Annotated in this window: 16 protein-coding genes; 10 read left to right on the forward strand and 6 right to left on the reverse strand. The window is 58.7% G+C overall.

Annotation, left to right across the window (positions count from 1 at the left end):
- Positions 1–3: 3 nt before the first annotated feature.
- From mtaB to CFBP5499_RS12675, 3 genes are all read right to left on the reverse strand, one after another.
- Complete coding sequence (gene mtaB / locus CFBP5499_RS12665) at positions 4–1,278, reverse strand: tRNA (N(6)-L-threonylcarbamoyladenosine(37)-C(2))-methylthiotransferase MtaB (RefSeq protein WP_080827093.1); 1,275 nt, start codon at positions 1,276–1,278, stop codon at positions 4–6.
- Positions 1,275–2,174 (reverse strand): diaminopimelate epimerase, encoded by a 900-nt coding sequence (dapF, locus tag CFBP5499_RS12670; protein WP_080827564.1) that lies wholly within the window; start codon positions 2,172–2,174, stop codon positions 1,275–1,277. Before dapF ends, mtaB begins: the two co-directional genes overlap by 4 nt.
- Before the next feature lie 121 nt (positions 2,175–2,295).
- Entirely contained in the window at positions 2,296–3,366 is a 1,071-nt protein-coding gene (locus CFBP5499_RS12675; protein ID WP_080827092.1) for an MBL fold metallo-hydrolase, read from the reverse strand.
- 326 nt (positions 3,367–3,692) lie between these two features.
- On the opposite strand from CFBP5499_RS12675, the gene ffh reads away from it, so the two are divergent.
- From ffh to trmD, 5 genes are all read left to right on the forward strand, one after another.
- Entirely contained in the window at positions 3,693–5,264 is a 1,572-nt protein-coding gene (gene ffh / locus CFBP5499_RS12685) for a signal recognition particle protein (RefSeq protein WP_080827091.1), read from the forward strand.
- 11 nt (positions 5,265–5,275) lie between these two features.
- A complete protein-coding gene (locus CFBP5499_RS12690; RefSeq protein WP_080827090.1) occupies positions 5,276–5,593 on the forward strand; it encodes a chorismate mutase in 318 nt (105 codons plus the stop codon).
- Positions 5,594–5,626: 33 nt separating this feature from the next.
- A complete protein-coding gene (gene rpsP / locus CFBP5499_RS12695) occupies positions 5,627–6,004 on the forward strand; it encodes a 30S ribosomal protein S16 (RefSeq protein WP_003492498.1) in 378 nt (125 codons plus the stop codon).
- A gap of 120 nt (positions 6,005–6,124) precedes the next feature.
- On the forward strand, positions 6,125–6,691 hold the full coding sequence (gene rimM / locus CFBP5499_RS12700; protein WP_080827089.1) for a ribosome maturation factor RimM: 567 nt from the start codon (positions 6,125–6,127) through the stop codon (positions 6,689–6,691).
- Positions 6,692–6,695: 4 nt separating this feature from the next.
- Positions 6,696–7,394, forward strand: a complete 699-nt coding sequence (trmD, locus tag CFBP5499_RS12705) for a tRNA (guanosine(37)-N1)-methyltransferase TrmD (protein WP_080827088.1) — start codon at positions 6,696–6,698, stop codon at positions 7,392–7,394.
- On the opposite strand, the gene CFBP5499_RS12710 is transcribed toward trmD, so the two are convergent.
- Positions 7,376–8,122 (reverse strand): sulfite exporter TauE/SafE family protein, encoded by a 747-nt coding sequence (locus CFBP5499_RS12710; protein WP_080827087.1) that lies wholly within the window; start codon positions 8,120–8,122, stop codon positions 7,376–7,378. The genes trmD and CFBP5499_RS12710 overlap by 19 nt on opposite strands.
- Before the next feature lie 268 nt (positions 8,123–8,390).
- On the opposite strand from CFBP5499_RS12710, the gene rplS reads away from it, so the two are divergent.
- The 4 genes from rplS to CFBP5499_RS12735 all read left to right on the forward strand — a co-directional run bounded on the left by rplS (position 8,391) and on the right by CFBP5499_RS12735 (position 13,430).
- Positions 8,391–8,930, forward strand: a complete 540-nt coding sequence (gene rplS, locus CFBP5499_RS12715; RefSeq protein WP_006310880.1) for a 50S ribosomal protein L19 — start codon at positions 8,391–8,393, stop codon at positions 8,928–8,930.
- 317 nt (positions 8,931–9,247) lie between these two features.
- Entirely contained in the window at positions 9,248–10,981 is a 1,734-nt protein-coding gene (locus tag CFBP5499_RS12725; protein WP_080827086.1) for a type I secretion system permease/ATPase, read from the forward strand.
- Entirely contained in the window at positions 10,974–12,287 is a 1,314-nt protein-coding gene (locus CFBP5499_RS12730) for an HlyD family type I secretion periplasmic adaptor subunit (protein WP_080827085.1), read from the forward strand. The genes CFBP5499_RS12725 and CFBP5499_RS12730 overlap by 8 nt, the downstream gene beginning before the upstream one ends.
- 180 nt (positions 12,288–12,467) lie before the next feature.
- Positions 12,468–13,430, forward strand: a complete 963-nt coding sequence (locus CFBP5499_RS12735; RefSeq protein ID WP_080827084.1) for a rhizobiocin — start codon at positions 12,468–12,470, stop codon at positions 13,428–13,430.
- Between the two features lie 121 nt (positions 13,431–13,551).
- Here the strand turns inward: CFBP5499_RS12735 and CFBP5499_RS12740 are convergent, their stop codons facing one another.
- On the reverse strand, positions 13,552–14,829 hold the full coding sequence (locus tag CFBP5499_RS12740) for an MFS transporter (protein WP_080827083.1): 1,278 nt from the start codon (positions 14,827–14,829) through the stop codon (positions 13,552–13,554).
- 415 nt (positions 14,830–15,244) lie between these two features.
- Between CFBP5499_RS12740 and leuC the strand changes: the two genes are divergently transcribed.
- Positions 15,245–16,654 carry a 3-isopropylmalate dehydratase large subunit gene (leuC, locus tag CFBP5499_RS12750; RefSeq protein WP_080827082.1) on the forward strand — a complete coding sequence of 470 codons (1,410 nt, stop codon included), beginning with the start codon at positions 15,245–15,247 and terminating at the stop codon, positions 16,652–16,654.
- 58 nt (positions 16,655–16,712) lie between these two features.
- Here leuC and CFBP5499_RS12755 read toward each other — a convergent pair whose 3' ends face one another.
- Positions 16,713–18,227, reverse strand: a complete 1,515-nt coding sequence (locus CFBP5499_RS12755; RefSeq protein WP_175416716.1) for a M48 family metalloprotease — start codon at positions 18,225–18,227, stop codon at positions 16,713–16,715.
- Between the last annotated feature and the right edge of the window lie 165 nt (positions 18,228–18,392).

The following is an 18,392-nucleotide window of genomic DNA, read 5'->3' on the forward strand; positions in this document are numbered from 1 at the left end:
GCCTCAGGCCGCATCCGCCGCCAGAAGCTTCATGTTCAGATGTTTGCCGTTGTGGCCGGTAATCGCAACCTGCGCAAGAGTGCGCGGGGCAAGATCAGGCGCCGCCACCAGCGTGAAATTGTCGGTATGGGCAAAACCGTTGTTTTCGACGAGGATCGTCTGCACCGAACCGACCATGTTTTGCAAATGCGCCTGTCTCAGCGCCTCACCGCGCGCCCGAAGCCGTGCCGCCCGCTCCTTCACCAGCGCCCGGTCCAGCTGCGGCATGCGCGCCGCCGGCGTGCCGGCACGCGGGCTGTAGGGGAAGACATGCAGGCTGGAAATGCCACATTCTTCCGCCAGCGTCGCGGCGTTTTCGAGCATCTCTTCCGTCTCGGTCGGGAAACCCGCAATCATATCCGCACCGAAGGCGATATCGGGCCGCAGCGATCGCACCTCGTGGCAGAAGCTGATGGCATGGGCCCGCAAATGGCGGCGTTTCATGCGTTTCAGGATCATGTCATCGCCATGCTGGAGGGACAGGTGCAGATGCGGCATGAAACGCGGCTCATCGGCAATCAGATCCATCAGATGATGGTCGACCTCGATACTGTCGATGGAGGAAAGGCGCAGACGCAGAATATCAGGCACCTGCTTCAGCAAAGTCTTGGCGAGGTAACCGAGGGAGGGTCCGCCGGGTAAGTCAGCGCCATAACTCGTGGCATCCACCCCGGTCAGCACGATTTCGCAATAGCCACTTTCCGTCAGCCTGCGGGCCTGATCCACCACCGCACCCATCGGCACGGATCGGGAATTGCCGCGCCCATAGGGAATGATGCAGAAGGTGCAGCGATGATCGCAGCCGTTCTGCACTTGAATGAAAGCGCGCACATGCCCGTCAATATGCTTCACCATCTGCGGCGCGGTCGCCTTGATGCTCATGATGTCGTTGACGCGCAGCTTTTCTTCCGCCGAGACGCCGAAATCCGGAAGCGCGCGATAGGAGGCGCTTTTCAGCTTCTCCTCATTGCCCAGCACCGCATCCACTTCCGGCATATCGGCAAAGGTCTGCTTCTCTGTCTGGGCGGCGCAGCCGGTGACGATGATGCGCGCATGTGGATTGTCGCGCCGGGCGCGGCGGATGGCCTGGCGCGCCTGCCGCACCGCTTCGCCTGTCACCGCGCAGGTATTGACCAGCACGGCATTGTTGAGCCCCGCCTTTTCGGCCTCCGCCCGCATCACTTCCGATTCATAGGTGTTGAGACGGCAGCCGAAGGTTATGACCTCGACGCCACTCATACAGCCCCCCGCTCGACCGCATCCCGCGCCCAGACGCCCGTGACGGGATCGACGGAACCTGACCATTCCCATTCGGCAGGACCAGTCATGATGACGTGGTTATCCTCACGCCAGTCAATGATAAGCGGCACGCGGATGGGGCTGGAGGCAACATCAATGCTGACCTTGCGGCCGGTGCGGCCAGTTCGGGCGGCGGAAACGGCTGAAGCGCAGGCGGCTGAACCACAGGCAAGCGTCAGCCCCGCGCCGCGCTCCCAGGTGCGGGTGCGCAGCGCACTGTCGGAAATCACCTGCGCCAGCGTGATATTGGCCTTTTCCGGGAACATCGGATGGTTTTCGAGAAGCGGTCCGAAACGTTCGAGATCGAACTCCATTGGATCACGATCCACCCAGAAAATCGCATGCGGATTGCCCATGGACATGACGGCCGGCGAATGCAGGATCGGCGCATCGATCGGCCCGATCTGCAATTCGATGCGGCTGGTATCGTGGAATTCTTCGGAAAGCGGAATATCGCTCCAGCGGAACCGCGGCAGGCCCATATCGACCGATATCATGCCATCTTCATGCTCGACGGCGTTCAGAATGCCGGCGACCGTCTGGAAGGTGAAGCTGGTTTTGCCGGTTTCGGAAGACAGCGCCTGCACCACGCAACGCGTGCCGTTGCCGCAAGCCTGCGCCTTTGTGCCATCGCAATTGAGAATATCGATGAAGGCATCCGTGCCGCTGACACGCGGATCGTGGATCGCCATGATCTGATCGAACTCCGTCGCGGGATCGGCATTGAGCGCGATGGCCGCACCGGGCGTGACCATATCCTTGCGGCCGCGCATATCGATAACGAGGATCTTGTTGCCAAGCCCGTTCATCTTCGCAAATTCGACCGTGTCCGCCATCGCCTTAAACCTGAAAACTGCCTGAAAACCGGGTTGCATACGGGATTTTCCCGCGCTTTCGCCCTATATGGCGGAAAGGACGGCAAATTACCAGACTGTTGCGGCGCAAAGGGGGCCGCCGTCAGGCGGAAGGTACGTCGAAAACCTCGCCGGGACGCATCGGCCGGAAACGGCTTTCCTCCACCCCCTGCTCCGTCAATGCCGTCTTGAGGGCCGCAAGCGGCGCATCCACCGCTTCATCGGTAAGCTGTACCGTACCCCAATGGTGGCCGCAGACATGCGCCGCACCGCAAAGCTTCATGCCTTCAACGGCTTCCGCCGGGTTCTGGTGCTGGCCCTTCATGAACCAGCGTGGTTCGTAAGCACCGAAAGGTAGGTTGGCGAGGCGGAACTCACCATGTTTCTTGCGCGCGGCGTGATAATTGCGGCCCTCGTGGAAGCCGGTATCGCCAATATGGTAGATCTTGCCGCCGGGCGTTTCGATGACGAAGGCTGCCCAGAGCGCCATGCGCCGATCATTCAAACCGCGCGCCGACCAATGATGGCACGGTTCGAAGTGAATTTTCACCGAACCCGTCTCCACCACATCGCCCCAGTCCCCCACCTCGATGCGTGCCGCCTGAACGCCGGTGCGGATGATGGCGTCATTGCCGAATGGTGTGATGAAAAGCGGCTTGTGCGCCACATGCAGGCGCTTCAGCGTTTCCATATCCAGATGGTCGTAGTGATTATGCGTCACCAGAACCAGATCGATGGGCGGCAGGTCTTCGAAGCGAATGCCGGGCGGATTGACCCGCTTGGGGCCGGCAAAGCTGAAGGGGCTGGTGCGCTGCGACCACACAGGATCAACGAGAATATTCAGCCCCGCCGTCTGTATGAGAAAGGAGGCATGGCCGACGAAGGTGACGCGCATATCCCTGCCCTCGATCCGCGCTTCCGGCTTCGCGAAGGGAAAGGGGCTCGGATAGCTTTCCGGCCATGTGGCCCGCTCGCCATTGAAGCGCCATTTCAAAAGGCCCATGAAATTGCCGGGCGGCGAACCGCCGGGATTGAAGAAGCGCACTCCGTCGAAATGATCGGAGATCGGGCCGCTATAATAGGCGCTGGCACTCGAACGGCGGGCATAAAGGCCGCCACCCGCCAGAGCGAGCAGGCCAACAGCGGAAAAACGAAAAAATTTTCGACGGTTCATGATGAATCTATAGGGAGCAACAGAGGGCCGTTCAAGCGCCGCCAATGGTGGCCTGCGGCCGATCACGCAAAGATGAAATGCAGGCTCTGTCGGCGGCAAGCCAGCCCCGCCTTGACTTTTCCCGCGCTTTCCTGTTTATCCCGCCCATCAGCTGGCAGTTTCACGACTCCAAGCCGCCGACCGGGACCCGAAAAGGTATAAAGAGATCCCGGAGGTCAACACCCGACAGCGCGTTGCGCCCTCGGGTGCTTTTTGGCTTTGCGTCTTGTTTTTGCCAGCGAAAGCACCGACGTTTCGGAAACCCCGGAACGAAGAAGGAAGAAACGATGTTTGAAAACCTCCAGGACCGCCTTGGTTCCATTCTGAATGGACTGACCGGCCGTGGCGCGCTGACGGAAGCCGATGTTGCCGCCGCCCTGCGCGAGGTTCGCCGTGCGCTTCTGGAAGCTGACGTGGCGCTGGAAGTCGTGCGTTCCTTCACCGACAAGGTGCGTGAAAAGGCTGTCGGCGCGGCAGTCCTGAAATCCATCAAGCCCGGCCAGATGGTCGTCAAGATCGTGCATGACGAACTTGTCGAGATGCTCGGCACCGAAGGCGTTTCCATTGACCTTCATGCGGCCGCCCCCGTCGTCATCATGATGGTGGGTCTGCAGGGTTCGGGCAAGACGACCACGACCGGCAAGATCGCCAAACGCCTGACCGACCGCGATAAGAAGAAGGTGCTGATGGCATCTCTCGACACGCGTCGTCCGGCCGCACAGGAACAGCTTCGTCAGCTGGGCGTCCAGACCGGCGTTGACACGCTGCCGATCATCGCCGGCCAGTCGCCGACCGATATCGCCGCACGCGCCGTGCAGGCTGCCCGGCTCGGTGGGCACGACGTCGTCATCCTCGACACCGCCGGCCGTACCCATATCGACGAACCCTTGATGCTGGAAATGGCCGACATCAAGAAGAAGTCCAACCCGCATGAAATCCTGCTGGTCGCGGATTCGCTGACCGGTCAGGACGCCGTCAATCTGGCACGCAATTTCGATGAGCGTGTCGGCATCACCGGCCTCGTGCTCACCCGCATGGACGGCGACGGACGCGGTGGCGCGGCCCTTTCCATGCGCGCCGTCACCGGCAAGCCGATCAAGCTGATCGGTATCGGCGAACGCATGAACGAACTCGATGAGTTCCATCCGCGCCGTATCGCCGACCGTATTCTCGGCATGGGCGACATCGTCTCGCTGGTCGAAAAGGCCGCCGAAAACATTGATGCGGAAAAAGCCCGCGCCATGGCCGAGAAAATGGCCAAGGGCAAGTTCGACCTCAACGATCTGGCCGACCAGCTTGGCCAGATGAAGAAGATGGGCGGCATGGGCGGCATCATGGGGCTGATGCCCGGCATGGCTGGAATGAAGGACAAGATGGCTTCGGCCGGTATGAACGACAAGATGTTCGACCGTCAGATCGCCATCATCTCCTCCATGACCAAGGCCGAGCGCGCCAACCCGGATATTCTGAAGCACAGCCGCAAGAAGCGCATCGCCGCCGGCTCCGGCACCGATGCCGCTGAAATCAACAAGCTTTTGAAGATGCATCGCGGCATGGCCGACATGATGAAGGCCATGGGCGGCAAGGGCAAAGGCGGCATCATGAAACAGATGATGGGCGGTCTTGCCGGCAAGATGGGGCTCGGTGGCATGATGGGCGGCGGCATGCCTGATCTGTCGAACATCGATCCGAAGCAGCTTGAGGCGCTCCAGAAACAGGCTGAAGCCGCCGGCCTCGGCAAGCCGGGTGCAATGCCCGGTCTTGGTGGCCTGCCGGGCGGATTGCCCGGTCTCGGTGGGGCAAAGCTGCCGGGTCTCGGTGGGATGCCGGGCCTGCCCGGTTTCCCGAAAAAGAAGTGAGGGCGACGCCAATGAACGATGCAGAGGTGAAAGCCCAGCTTTCCGAATACCGCCAGTCGATCGACAATATCGATGCCGCACTGGTTCACATTCTTGCCGAACGTTTCCGCTGCACCAAGGCGGTGGGCGTATTGAAGGCAAAATACAGTTTGCCGCCGGCCGACCCGGCGCGCGAGGAATACCAGATCGAACGCCTTCGCCGTCTTGCGAAGGACGCCAATCTGGACCCGGATTTCGCCGAGAAGTTTTTAAACTTCGTCATCAAGGAAGTCATCCGGCATCATGAAGCAATAGCCGCCGAACATGGCGGTAATGAAAAGACCGCCTGACCGGCGGACAAGCCATCTTAAGGAGTAAATCACATGGCACTTAAAATTCGTCTCGCACGCGGTGGTTCCAAGAAGCGCCCGTATTACCAGATCGTCGTTGCTGATGCCCGTTCGCCCCGCGACGGCCGTTTCCTCGAGAAGGTCGGTTCCTGGAACCCGATGCTTGCCAAGGACAACCCGCAGCGCGTTGAGCTGAAGGCTGACCTCATCAAGGAATGGATCGCCAAGGGCGCACAGCCGACCGACCGCGTTCTGCGCTTCCTCGCCGAAGCCGGCCTTGCCGAGCGCGCCGCTCGCAGCAACCCGGAAAAGGCACTGCCGGGCAAGCGCGCCCTGGAACGCGTTGCTGAAAAGAAGCAGAAGGCTGAAGATGCAGCCGCTGCTGCTGCCGAAGCCTCTGCTGCGGAATAATCTGCACGGAAACTTTTGAAGAACGGGTGGCGTGGTTTTCCATGCCGCCCGTTTTTTGTTTATTTTGGCGTCAACAAACCTTAAAGCTGACGCAACCAACACCAGAAGACGGACGGCCCGATGGCAAAGCTGGAAAACCCGATACTCATGGCAAAGATCGGCGGCGCGCAGGGCCTGCGCGGCGAAGTCCGTGTCAGCACCTATACGGACGACCCGATGGCGCTGGGCGATTACGGCAATCTGGTCACCGCCGATGGCCGCGTCTTTGAAATTCTGGAAGTTCGCGAGGGCAAGAATGTCGTCGTCGTCCGTTTCAGAGGCATCAACGACCGCAATGCGGCCGAAAGCCTGAACGGGCTGGAACTCTTCATTGAACGCGACAATCTGCCGGACGACGAGCTGGACGACGACGAGTTTTATTATGCCGATCTCGAAGGGCTTGAAGCTGTCGATGCCGAGGGGAAAAGCTATGGCGCCGTTAGCGCCGTCTATGATTTCGGCGCCGGCGATCTGCTGGAGCTGAAAGGTGCGGGCCGTCGCCCTGCCCTCATTCCCTTTTCGGAAGCCGCCGTGCTCGAGATCGATCTCGAAGCCGGGCGCATTCTCATCGACCCAATGGCCGCCGGCCTGATCGACAATCCAGACGCCAAGGACGAAAACGGCGTACCGCCGTTCGGTAAGAAATAAATCCATGACCTTCAAGGCGACCGTTCTGACGCTCTACCCGGAAATGTTTCCGGGGCATCTCCAATATTCGCTGGCGGGCAAGGCGCTGGAGCGGGGGCAATGGTCGCTGGATGCCGTGCAAATCCGCGAATTTGCCACCGACAGGCACAGAAGCGTCGATGACACGCCGGCAGGCGGCGGCGCCGGCATGGTGCTGAAGCCCGACGTCTTGGCCGCAGCCATCGATCATGTTTCGAACGGCGACACACGGCCACGGCTGCTGATGAGCCCGCGCGGCAAACCGCTGTCCCAGCACCGCGTGCGCGAATTGGCGGCCGGAGACGGCGCGATCATCGTCTGTGGCCGTTTCGAAGGTGTCGATCAGCGCGTCATCGAGGCCCGTGGGCTCGAGGAAGTGTCGATCGGCGATTACATCCTCTCCGGCGGCGAGCCGGCGGCACTGACGCTTCTGGATGCTGTCGTTCGCATCCTGCCGGGCGTCATGGGCAACGATCTTTCCGGCGTGCATGAAAGCTTCGAGGGCGGGTTGCTGGAACACCCGCATTATACCCGCCCGCAACTCTGGGAAGGCCGCGATATTCCTGCCATCCTCACCTCAGGCAACCACGCCGCCATCGACAAATGGCGGCACGAGCAGGCGGTGGCGCTGACGAAGGAAAGACGGCCCGATCTGCTCAAAAAAACTCAGGCCGAGACGAAATAATAGGTCGTTAGCACCAGCCCGACCGCAATCACCAGCCAGCGGATGATCCATTGCGGCACCCGCCTTGCGGTATGCACGCCCACATAGCCGCCAAGTGCCGCCGCCGGAAACATGATGAGCGCCGCCCACCAGGACACGACGCCGCCGCTGACAAAGATCGTAATGGCGATGACGGCGATCACCACCGATAGCAGGTTCTTCAGCGCGTTAAGATGATGATAGCTGCCGCCCGAGGTTATTCCGAGGATGGCCAGCATCATGATGCCCATGCCGGCCCCGAAAAAGCCGCCATAGATAGAAGCGAGCCCCTGAAAGACGAGGCTCGGTAGATTGCCGGGTGAGCGTTCCGCACTCGTCTTCGGTCGCAGCCATGGGCCGGCGGCGAAAACGGCGGTCGCGGCCAGCAGCAGCCATGGCACCAGCTGGCGGAAGGACGGATTGTCGAGGGACAGCAGAAGCAGCGACCCAGCAAGCCCGCCAACGATGGAAACGGCCGAGAGCAGGATCGCCTCGCGCCAATGCGCACGGATTTCCGGCCCATAAGCGATGACGGAGGTAATATAGCCAGGAAACTGCACGATCGCAGAGGTGGCATTGGCGACGATGGGCGGCAGGCCGGCCAGCGTCATCGCCCCGAAGGTCAGGAAGGTGCCGCCACCAGCGATCGCATTGACGACACCAGATAGAAAACCGGTCGCAAACAGCATCAGAATGACAAATATGGACATGGCCCCTCCCAAGGTTCTCATGCCATATCCGGCAGCAAGCCGCTTCGCAACTGCCGGAGCGCGGCGCGTTATTGATAAAATATTGTCATGAAAGGGATGACAAATGGCGCATGCTAGTATATGTGCGCGCTTGGAATTGGGGTTTACCCCTTTAACCGCAAGCAAAGAATGGCGAACCCGCTCCTGCCGCAAGGCATGGTCTGAAGGCATTGACCGACAGGCGAACCGTTGAGCGCTCTGGCTGTTTCAGAAGAAATCAGAGGTTAACATGACCAATATCATTCAGCAGCTGGAAGCCGAACAGGCTGCCAAGATCGAAGCAAAGCGCACCCTGCCTGAGTTTTCTCCGGGCGACACGTTGCGCGTCAACGTTCGCGTGACGGAAGGTAACCGTACCCGCGTTCAGGCTTACGAAGGCGTTTGCATCGCCCGTTCCGGCGGCGGCCTTTCCGAAAGCTTCACCGTTCGCAAGATCTCCTACGGCGAAGGCGTCGAGCGCGTATTCCCGATCTACTCCCCGCTGGTCGAAGGCGTTGAAATCGTTCGTCGCGGTAAGGTTCGCCGCGCGAAGCTCTATTACCTGCGCGACCGTCGCGGCAAGGCTGCCCGTATCGTTGAAAACACCGGTACGCGCGCACGCAAGCTGAACGAATCCGAGCGCCAGGCAGCTGCCGAAGAAAAGGCACGTCTGGAAGCTGAAAAGGTAGCAGCAGCACAGGCTCTCGCCGCCGAAAAGGCAGCAGCCGAAGCCGCAGAAGCCAAGGCAGCGGAAGAAGCAGCAAAGGCTGCAGAAGCCACGGCGGAATAAGATTTCCATTTCGATGGATGCACGAAAGGCGACCTTCGGGTCGCCTTTTTTGTGGTCTCAGCTTGTCAATCGAAAACCGCAAACGACCAATTCGATATCTGGCCTGAATTACCGGCGGTGGGCCACAAACCGTAAGAGACGCCGTCGCTTCTTCCCCGTTTAATGGTTCCACTTCAGTTTCTTCTGGATAAACCAACATATTCCAAACAGATAACGGATATTTACTTCGTTTTTTAGGCGGGCGTTTTAGCCCACCCTCGAATAGCATTGCCTAATCCCTTTTATTGTGCAATTTTCTTGCTGTTTTAGGTGTTATTATGTTTTTATTTAATTCTTTTTTAACAAAAAATAAGTCCGCTTTTTTCGCGGTTGGCCTCGCCAGCGCGTTGATGAACATCCTTAATCTTTCCGGCTCGCTTTTCATGCTGGAAGTTTACGACCGCATTTTGCCCAGCAAGAGCATTCCGTCTCTTGTGGCACTGGTCGTTCTCCTGATCGTTCTCTACGCGTTTCTGATGGGGTTCGACGCATTGCGAGGCCGCATATTGGCGCGCATCTCCGACAATATGGATGATGCGCTCAATCAGAAGCTTTTCAGGGCATCGATCAGCGCCCCGCTTCTTGCCTCCAGCAAGATCGACGGGCTGCAGATCGTCGGTGATCTCGATCAGATCCGCCAGTTTCTCTCCGGGCCGGGGCCGGCTGCCTTTTTCGATATTCCCTGGCTGCCCATCTATCTCCTCATCTGTTTTGCCCTGCATCCCTGGATCGGCTTTGCGGTGCTCGGCGGGGCCGTGGTTCTCGTCGTGCTGACGCTTCTGACCAATTGGCTGACCGAAAGGGCGACAAAGCAGGCATATACCGCACGGGGCCAGAGAAACGTGCTTGTCGGCAGCAGCCAGCGCAACATCGAATCCATCAAGACCATGGGCATGATGGGTGCGGTGACGTCGATGTGGGACGAATTGCACTCCAGATATCGCTCCGTGACCCTGTCGACTTCAGACACGGCTGGCATGCTCGGCGCCATCTCGCGAACATTCCGCCTGTTGCTGCAATCTGGCGTCATGGCCATCGGCGCCGTACTTGTCATCGACGGCCATGCCTCGGCGGGCAGCATCATCGCCGGATCGATCCTTTCCGCAAAGGCGCTCGGCCCCGTCGAACATGCGATCGCGAACTGGCGCAGCTTCATGACCGCACGGCAGGGCTGGAAACGCGTCAACGAGTTTCTGGAACTGGCGCCGGAGCCTGCACCACCGCTCTCCCTGCCGCGTCCGCAATTTACCGTTGCCGTCGATCGCGTCACCGGTGGCCCGCCGAATGGCGCGCGCGATACGGTTGCCGACATCTCCTTCACGCTGAATGCGGGCGATGGTCTCGGCATCATTGGCCCAAGCGCCTCGGGCAAATCCACACTGGCGCGTTTGATGACCGGCATCTGGCCCTATGAGCGCGGCTCCGTCCGCTTCGATGGCGCCGCACTGAACCAGTGGGACTTCGAGTTCCTCGGCAAATCCATCGGCTACATGCCCCAGCAGGTGGAACTGATGCCGGGAACGGTCGCGCAGAATATCGCGCGTTTCGACCGCAATGCGACCGCGGAATCGATCGTTGCCGCCGCCAAGGCCGCGCAGGTGCATGAGCTGATCCTGAACCTGCCGAACGGCTATGATACCTCCATAGGCGATCGCGGCGAGGCTTTGTCGGGCGGACAGAAACAGCGCATCGGCCTTGCCCGCGCACTCTTTGGCGAGCCCTTCTTCGTCCTTCTCGATGAACCGAATTCCAATCTGGACAACGAAGGTGAGGTGGCCCTGCGCAATGCCATCGGCGACATCAGGGCCCGCGGCGGCATTGTCGTCGTCATTGCCCACCGCCCCAGCGCCCTCGAAAGCATCAATATGGTGATGGTGATAAGCAATGGCCGGATGCTGCGCTTCGGCACCAAGGAAGAGGTGCTCGCGCAAATCCTGCGGCAGAATATCCGCCAGGTGCCCGAGGGGGAAGAAACGCGCAAGATCGAAAACCGGGTGAGCGAGAATGGCTGAGACAGAAAAAACCGGTACAACAAATTCGTCCATTCTCAGGCATTCGGCCGCCGTGGTCGTCCTTGGTCTCGGCCTTCTCGTCGGAATGGGCGGCTGGGCGGCTTTCGCGAAGCTTGCCGGCGCGGTGGTGGCCACGGGCCGAGTGGTCGTTGAAGGCAACTCCAAAAAAATCCAGCATCTTTCCGGCGGCATCGTCAGTGAGATCAATGTCGTCGAAGGCGACAGGGTAGAGGCCGGGCAGGTCCTTTTGCGGCTCAGTGCGACGGTTGTTCAGGCAAATCTCTCCATCGTTGAGAACACGCTTGCGCAACTTTATGCGCGTCGGGCCCGCCTGCGGGCGGAGATTGCCGAAGCACCCTCTTTCACCGTGACCGAAGACCTGACCGCACTGACAAATTCGAAGGCGGCCAAGACCTTCATCGATAGCGAACAGAACCTTTTCAACAGTCGCCGCAACGCGTTGATCGGCATGAAAAAACAGCTTGCCACACGCAAGGACCAATTGGCCGACGAGGCACACGGCCTCGACGTACAAGTTGAAGCCACGGAAAATGAACTCGCCATTGTGAAGGAAGACGTCTTCAAGACAGATGAGCTCCTGAAAAAAGGGCTCGTCACGCTCCAGCGCCTCAATCTCCTCAAGCGCCAGCTTTCCAATCTCGAAGGCCAGCAGGGCCAATATATTGCGGCTCGTGCGCAGACCGTGGGCAAGCTGAGCGAACTGGACCTGCAATTGCTGCAGCTCGATGAAGATCGCAAGTCGGAAGTCACGAAAGACCTGACGTCGATCGAAGCAACCGTTGCCGAATATGAAGAGCGGCTGGCAGCAACACGCGACCAGCTGGATCGTCTCGACATCCGCTCGCCGATTGCCGGTCGTATCTATCAACTTTCAGTGCACAACATAAACGGCGTCATTCAACCGGGTGAAGTGCTGATGCTGGTGGTTCCCGACAAGGATGAGCTTGCAATCGAAGCTAACATAACCCCGCGAGACATCGATCAGATTTACGTCGGACAGCCGGTTACCGTTCGCTTCACAGCGTTCAATCAAAGTACGACACCGGACTTGAACGCGCACGTCGCCGTCGTTGCCCCAGACCTACAGACAGATTCCCGAACTGGCACGTCCTATTATGTTCTGCGCATCAGACCAGACAAAGTCGGCAGGGCACATCTACCTGGCGGGAAGTTGTATCCGGGGATGCCGGCTGAAGTATTCATCCAGACCAGCGAGAGAAGTGTTCTCTCATACTTCGTCAAACCGTTCCAAGATAGGCTCAAAAAGACTTTTGTTCAGGAGTAAGTTACTCCTGAAATCAGCAAAATAGATAAAATCTTCCAATACACCACATACGTGATTTTTTTTAAAATTCGATTCTTCTTATATTGTATTGTGGTTTTTTATGTATTAAATATCACCCGCAATAATTACCAGAAACTTAATTTTAATTCATCGATTTCAAAGAGTTTATAGGAGTTTAAAATGGCGTTAAAAGTAACGTTCGGCAATGGCGGTGCTGCCTCGGTTTCTTCGCTCACCAGCCTCATCGACCAGGAAGCTTACAAGCTTCTCACGGAATCGACGGCCCAGGTTAAAAACGGCTCTTCGCTAGATTCAGGCACTGTCAACGTCGGCGCCGTGTCGGTTCCCGGTACCGGTGCGGGCGGTACGGTTGATGTTGGTTATGATGCCGCTTCGAACGGCTTCAAATTTGACGTGTCTTCGGCATGGAATTCGGTAAAGAACGCTCTCGCCCAGTCCGACACCTCTGAAAACCTTACCTTCAAGGATTTCGTTCAGGTCGACGTTCACCTCGGCGGCACCGGTTCCTCCACCGTGGAAGTTCTCAATGCCAAGCGTGGCAACATCTCAACCGGCGCGGGCAATGACACGGTCACCGTCTCTGTCGTTTCGAATGAAAAGACCTGGGTGAACAATTTCAACATCGACACCGGCGCAGGCAACGACACGATCGTTGTCAAGGCTGGCGCCGCATTCAATGACACATCTGCGGCTGGCACGGGCGGCCTTGCTGCCAATACAGGCGCTGTGAATGGTGGCGCCGGCATCACCGATGGCAGCTTCACCTCTGTCAAGATCGATGCTGGTGCTGGCAACGACTATATCGACCTGAGCGGCGTAAAGCTTGCTTCATCGGTTGTCACCGGCGGCAAAGGTGTCGATTACATTAAGGCAAGCGGTGGTGCCGACACCTTCGTCTTCAATCTCGGCGACATGGCCAAGGGCTCAGCTACAGACAGCATCGAAGGCTTCAACGCCTCTGTGGACAAACTGAAGCTGGTTGGCACGACCATCGATAATTGGGCAGTGAGGTTAGACGATAGCGACACTATTCTGACGTACAACGTCACTGGCGAGCACAAGGGCGAGAAGATTATTGTTTCCGGTGTTCATCTGACGGGTAGCGATTGGTTCACCGCATAATTCTCTCAAAGAGAATTTCATCGATTATCGCTTAAAATGATTGTGGCCCGGAAACATCCGGGCCACAATTTTTTACGTATGCGACGCTCGGCAATCGCGTCGCTGTCGCAATCTTCCAAAATCAGGCAGCCTTGACCTGATTGCCCATTTTACGCGTTGCGATGATGACCAGCACCCCGGCAAGTGCCAGGCAGAAAGCCAGGAAGAACATCGGTGCGATGGTGCTTCCGGTTTGATCCTTGATCCAGGGCACGACATTCTGCGCCACGAAGCCGCCGAGATTGCCAACGGAATTGATGGCGGCGATGCCCGCAGCAGCACCCGCTCCCTTGAGGAAGCGTCCGGGCAGGCTCCAGAACACCGGCTGGCCGGCGAAGATACCCGCGGCAGCGACGCAAAGGAAGGCGAACTGCAACACCGGATCGCTGAGCAATGCCGACATCAGCAGGCAGAAAGCGCCAACGAAAGCCGGGCCGACGATATAGGGCGTCTTGTTCTTCGCCTTGTCGGCTGCCGAAGGCACGACGAACAGGGCGATGGCGACGATAATCCAGGGGATGATATTGATGAAGCCGTTGGTGGTGTTGGAAACACCAAAACTCTTCACGATCGTCGGAAGCCAGTAGCTGAGCCCATAGGCGGCCAGCGGAAAGCCGACATAGCAAAGCGCCATGAACAGAACGCGCGGGTTGACCAGGGCCTTGAAGCCGTCCTCCGCATGTTCTTCCATGCCCTTGTTTTCTTCGGCCAGCCGGTTCTTCAACCAGTCCTTTTCATCCTGCGTCAGGAACTTCGCCTTTTCCGGCGTATCATCCAGATAAAAGAAGGTAACGACGCCGGCGATGACGGCAGGAATACCGGTCGCCAGGAACACCCATTCCCATCCGGCATAACCGAGGAAACCATCGAGATCGAGCAGCATGCCGCCGAGCGGTGCACCAACCGCATTGGCAAGCGCGCTGAAGATCATGAAGAGACCGATCATGCGGCCGCGATAATCGCGCGGGAACCAGAGCGTCATCAGGAACAGCACGCCGGGGAAGAAGCCCGCTTCGCAAAGTCCGAGCAGGAAACGCAGGATGTAAAACATCGTGGCATTCTGCGTATAGGCAAGCGCGATGGTAACGGCGCCCCAGGAAACCAGAATACGGGCAAACCATTTGCTGGCGCCGAAACGGTTGAGGAACAGGTTGCTCGGCACTTCGAAGAGGAAATAACCGATGAAAAACAGCGAAGCGCCAAGACCGTAGGCATATTCGCTCAGACTCAGCGCATCGACCATCTGCAGCTTGGCATAGCTGACATTCTGGCGGTCGATATAAGCGATGAGATAGAGAAGGCCAAGAAACGGCATCAGCCGCCAGGTGATCTTCGAGATGAGGGCCTTTTCGGATACCATATGCTTTCCTCCCTTCGATTTCTCGTCGAATGCAAATGATAAGGGGACCCATCTATATGTGCGCCGCAAAATAGGCAAGTTGCGCCGCACCATATCCATCGGAAAGCATTGCAACGCAGGCGATCCAACTGCGGTGCGGCGCATATGAACGAAACTACTCCATCCTTCCGCGTGTCTCCCAAGCATTCATATTGCCGTAAAACCATCGATCTGCTATGAAAGTTGCCATGGGATCTAAATTCGGATGTCTCGCTCAGAATGTTTATGTGCTGCAGGACCACAAGCGTCTGCCGGCACGGTTCTTTGCGCGCATTTCCGGGGCGCTCAACAGCCGACTTAGGCTCGCCTGACAGCATCCGCTGTCCACCGCCTTTCTGAACCCTGATTACCCTTTTCCATGACAAGGCATAGAGCCATGAGCGCACCCCGCACCTTATATGACAAGATTTGGGACGACCACGTCGTCAACCGTGACCCGGACGGAACCTGTCTTCTCTACATCGACCGCCACCTCGTACATGAGGTGACGAGCCCGCAGGCCTTCGAAGGCCTGCGTATGGCCGGCCGGCCGGTGCATTCGCCGACCCGCACGCTCGCCGTGGTCGACCATAACGTTCCGACCACAGCCGACCGGCTGGAAGGCATCAAGAACGAGGAAAGCCGCATTCAGGTGGAAGCACTTGCGCAGAACGCCAAGGAGTTCGGTGTCGAATATTATTCCGAGCGCGACAAGCGCCAGGGCATCGTCCACATCGTCGGCCCGGAGCAGGGTTTCACCCTGCCGGGCATGACGATCGTCTGCGGCGACAGCCACACCTCAACCCACGGCGCTTTCGGCGCTTTGGCGCACGGTATCGGCACGTCGGAAGTGGAGCATGTTCTGGCCACCCAGACGCTGATCCAGAAAAAGGCCAAGAACATGCTGGTGCGTGTCGATGGCAAGATTCCGGAGGGCGTGACGGCCAAGGATATCATCCTTGCCATTATCGGCGAGATCGGCACGGCCGGCGGCACCGGCCATGTGATCGAATTTGCCGGCGAGGCCATCCGCTCGCTCTCCATGGAAGGGCGCATGACGGTCTGCAACATGACGATCGAGGGCGGCGCCCGCGCCGGTCTCATCGCACCGGATGAAACGACTTTCGATTACATCAAAGACAAGCCGCGTGCGCCGAAGGGTGAGACGCTGAAACAGGCCATCGCGTATTGGAAGACGCTGAAATCCGACGAGGGCGCTCATTACGACAAGGTTGTCATCCTCAATGCTGCCAACCTGCCCCCTATCGTCTCCTGGGGTTCGTCCCCGGAGGATGTCACCTCCGTTGAAGGCATCGTTCCCAATCCCGATGATATCGAGGAAGAAAACAAGCGTACTTCCAAATGGCGCGCGCTTGACTATATGGGCTTGAAACCCGGTACGCGCATCACCGATATCGCCATCGACCGTGTCTTCATCGGCTCCTGCACCAATGGCCGAATCGAGGATCTGCGCGCAGCCGCAAAGATCGTTGATGGCCGCAAGGTGGCTCCCACCGTCTCGGCCATGATCGTGCCCGGCTCCGGTCTCGTCAAGGAACAGGCGGAACAGGAAGGTCTGGACAAGATTTTCCTCGACGCCGGTTTCGAATGGCGCGAACCGGGCTGCTCCATGTGCCTTGCCATGAATGACGACCGTCTGAAGCCCGGCGAACGCTGCGCATCCACCTCGAACCGCAACTTCGAGGGCCGTCAGGGCTATAAGAGCCGCACCCACCTCGTCTCACCGGCCATGGCTGCGGCTGCGGCAATCGCCGGTCATTTCGTCGACGTGCGTGAGTGGCAATAATCCTTGCAGATGCCAGACAACAAAAAACCCCGGAGCGATCCGGGGTTTTTCTTTGGCTCTATTCCGAAATGATCTTCACCCGCTGCCCCGGCTGAATGGTGGCGGTGGCGCTCATTGCATTGATCATGCGGAACATGTCGAGCTTCCGGTCGGTTCCCATCATCCGGGCCGCCATTGTCGCCACCGTTTCACCGGGCTTCACCGTCACCACGCGTACTCTGAGCGGCTTCAGGGAGGCAATCTCCTGTGGCGTCATCTTGCGGAAGCTCGTGCGCAGCACATTGGCGATGGAATCAAGTTGTGCATTGCCCTTCGGCACCGCCGTCAGGAACCGGAAAATCTGCTGACCGACACGAATGACGGTCACGTCGAAATCCCATTTATCAGCACTGGCGCGGGCTGTCGCCGCCTCCAGACCGTTGATCTGCGTTTCCTTGACGGTTTCCGGCAACAGGCCGGCGACCCAACCGCTGGTCAAGTAATTGGCGAGGCTCGTCTGTTTCGGATCGGCCACGCCATCGAAACGGATAGCCATATCCCCTGGGCCCGTCGCCAGAACGGCCTCCACCTTGTTGTCGATGACGAAACCTTCCGGCACGTCGAAACGGATGCCCAACGTTCCATGCAGGAATGTCTGGCCCCGGACATAACCTTCCTGCGGACTATCGCCATAAAGCAGGCCGTCTATGCCATCCAGAAACCAGTCGCGGCCACGATCCCCGACCTGCCCTTCTTGGCCGAAGGCGCGGGCATGACGGCGCGCCAGCTCGATGCGCTGCGGCGTGTTGGGGTGGCTCGAAAGGAAGTCTAGGCTCTGGTCGTTTTCGGGATCGGCCGATGAAAACCGCGCATAAGCCGCCATGGAATCCAGAAAACGCGGCGACGCATAGGGGTCGTAACCGGCTTCACCCAGCATGCGAACCCCAATCACGTCTGCCTGCAATTCCTGCTGACGGGAGAAGGCAGCAAGCCGCAGCTTACCGCGTGCCAGCGCCTGTTTGCCGGCGAGATCGCTCGACAGAACTTCCGCGACCACGCGGCTCGCAATCACCTCCGCCTCTTCGCGGCGCTGGCGTTCGATGCCATGGTTTGCGGTCACATGGCCCATCTCGTGCGACAGCACGGCCGCCACTTCCGAGGCATCATTGGCGAGCGCCAGAAGCCCGCGCGTCACGTAAAGATATCCGCCGGGCAAAGCGAAAGCATTGATGGCGGGCGAATTGAGAATGGTAATACGGTAGGATTGCTGCGGATTTTCCGAGACGGCCGTCAGCGCGCCGGCAATGCGGGCGACCAGCCGTTCCGTCTTCGCATCGCGATATTCGCCCCCGTAACTGGCCACGATGCGCGGGTGTTCGCGTGCACCCATCTGCGCGCGCGGATCATTCTTCTGCACCTGTTCCACAGTCTGCGGATTATCCGAGGGACGCAATGTGGACTGGTAGGCCGGGCTGAACAGGGATTGGCACGATGACAGCAGCACGGCGGACGCCGTCAGCGCGGACCACGCCGCAGCAAGCTGGCCGGAACGGCGAAGGCCTGAACCGGAGAAAAGCCTCCGCTGTGCAGTCATGCTATTTTTCATTCTCTATGCCTGCCCCTTAACGTTCCTGATCATCCGTTAATTGCAGACCAGAATAACAGATTCGCCCCAATGGGCGATGAATGCCAAAACGGTAAAAACGATCCATCAAGTCCGGAATATTCCTGAAGAACGCAATAATTCCCATCTTTTCTC

This window comes from Agrobacterium tumefaciens (assembly GCF_005221325.1).
Classification (GTDB): Bacteria; Pseudomonadota; Alphaproteobacteria; order Rhizobiales; family Rhizobiaceae; genus Agrobacterium.

Bases quoted from the DNA above. Each gene is read 5' to 3' on its own strand.
- mtaB (WP_080827093.1), bottom strand. From the start codon at position 1,278: ATGAGTGGCGTCGAGGTCATAACCTTCGGCTGCCGTCTCAACACCTAT.
- dapF (WP_080827564.1), bottom strand. From the start codon at position 2,174: ATGGCGGACACGGTCGAATTTGCGAAGATGAACGGGCTTGGCAACAAG.
- CFBP5499_RS12675 (WP_080827092.1), bottom strand. From the start codon at position 3,366: ATGAACCGTCGAAAATTTTTTCGTTTTTCCGCTGTTGGCCTGCTCGCT.
- ffh (WP_080827091.1), top strand. From the start codon at position 3,693: ATGTTTGAAAACCTCCAGGACCGCCTTGGTTCCATTCTGAATGGACTG.
- CFBP5499_RS12690 (WP_080827090.1), top strand. From the start codon at position 5,276: ATGAACGATGCAGAGGTGAAAGCCCAGCTTTCCGAATACCGCCAGTCG.
- rpsP (WP_003492498.1), top strand. From the start codon at position 5,627: ATGGCACTTAAAATTCGTCTCGCACGCGGTGGTTCCAAGAAGCGCCCG.
- rimM (WP_080827089.1), top strand. From the start codon at position 6,125: ATGGCAAAGCTGGAAAACCCGATACTCATGGCAAAGATCGGCGGCGCG.
- trmD (WP_080827088.1), top strand. From the start codon at position 6,696: ATGACCTTCAAGGCGACCGTTCTGACGCTCTACCCGGAAATGTTTCCG.
- CFBP5499_RS12710 (WP_080827087.1), bottom strand. From the start codon at position 8,122: ATGTCCATATTTGTCATTCTGATGCTGTTTGCGACCGGTTTTCTATCT.
- rplS (WP_006310880.1), top strand. From the start codon at position 8,391: ATGACCAATATCATTCAGCAGCTGGAAGCCGAACAGGCTGCCAAGATC.
- CFBP5499_RS12725 (WP_080827086.1), top strand. From the start codon at position 9,248: ATGTTTTTATTTAATTCTTTTTTAACAAAAAATAAGTCCGCTTTTTTC.
- CFBP5499_RS12730 (WP_080827085.1), top strand. From the start codon at position 10,974: ATGGCTGAGACAGAAAAAACCGGTACAACAAATTCGTCCATTCTCAGG.
- CFBP5499_RS12735 (WP_080827084.1), top strand. From the start codon at position 12,468: ATGGCGTTAAAAGTAACGTTCGGCAATGGCGGTGCTGCCTCGGTTTCT.
- CFBP5499_RS12740 (WP_080827083.1), bottom strand. From the start codon at position 14,829: ATGGTATCCGAAAAGGCCCTCATCTCGAAGATCACCTGGCGGCTGATG.
- leuC (WP_080827082.1), top strand. From the start codon at position 15,245: ATGAGCGCACCCCGCACCTTATATGACAAGATTTGGGACGACCACGTC.
- CFBP5499_RS12755 (WP_175416716.1), bottom strand. From the start codon at position 18,227: ATGACTGCACAGCGGAGGCTTTTCTCCGGTTCAGGCCTTCGCCGTTCC.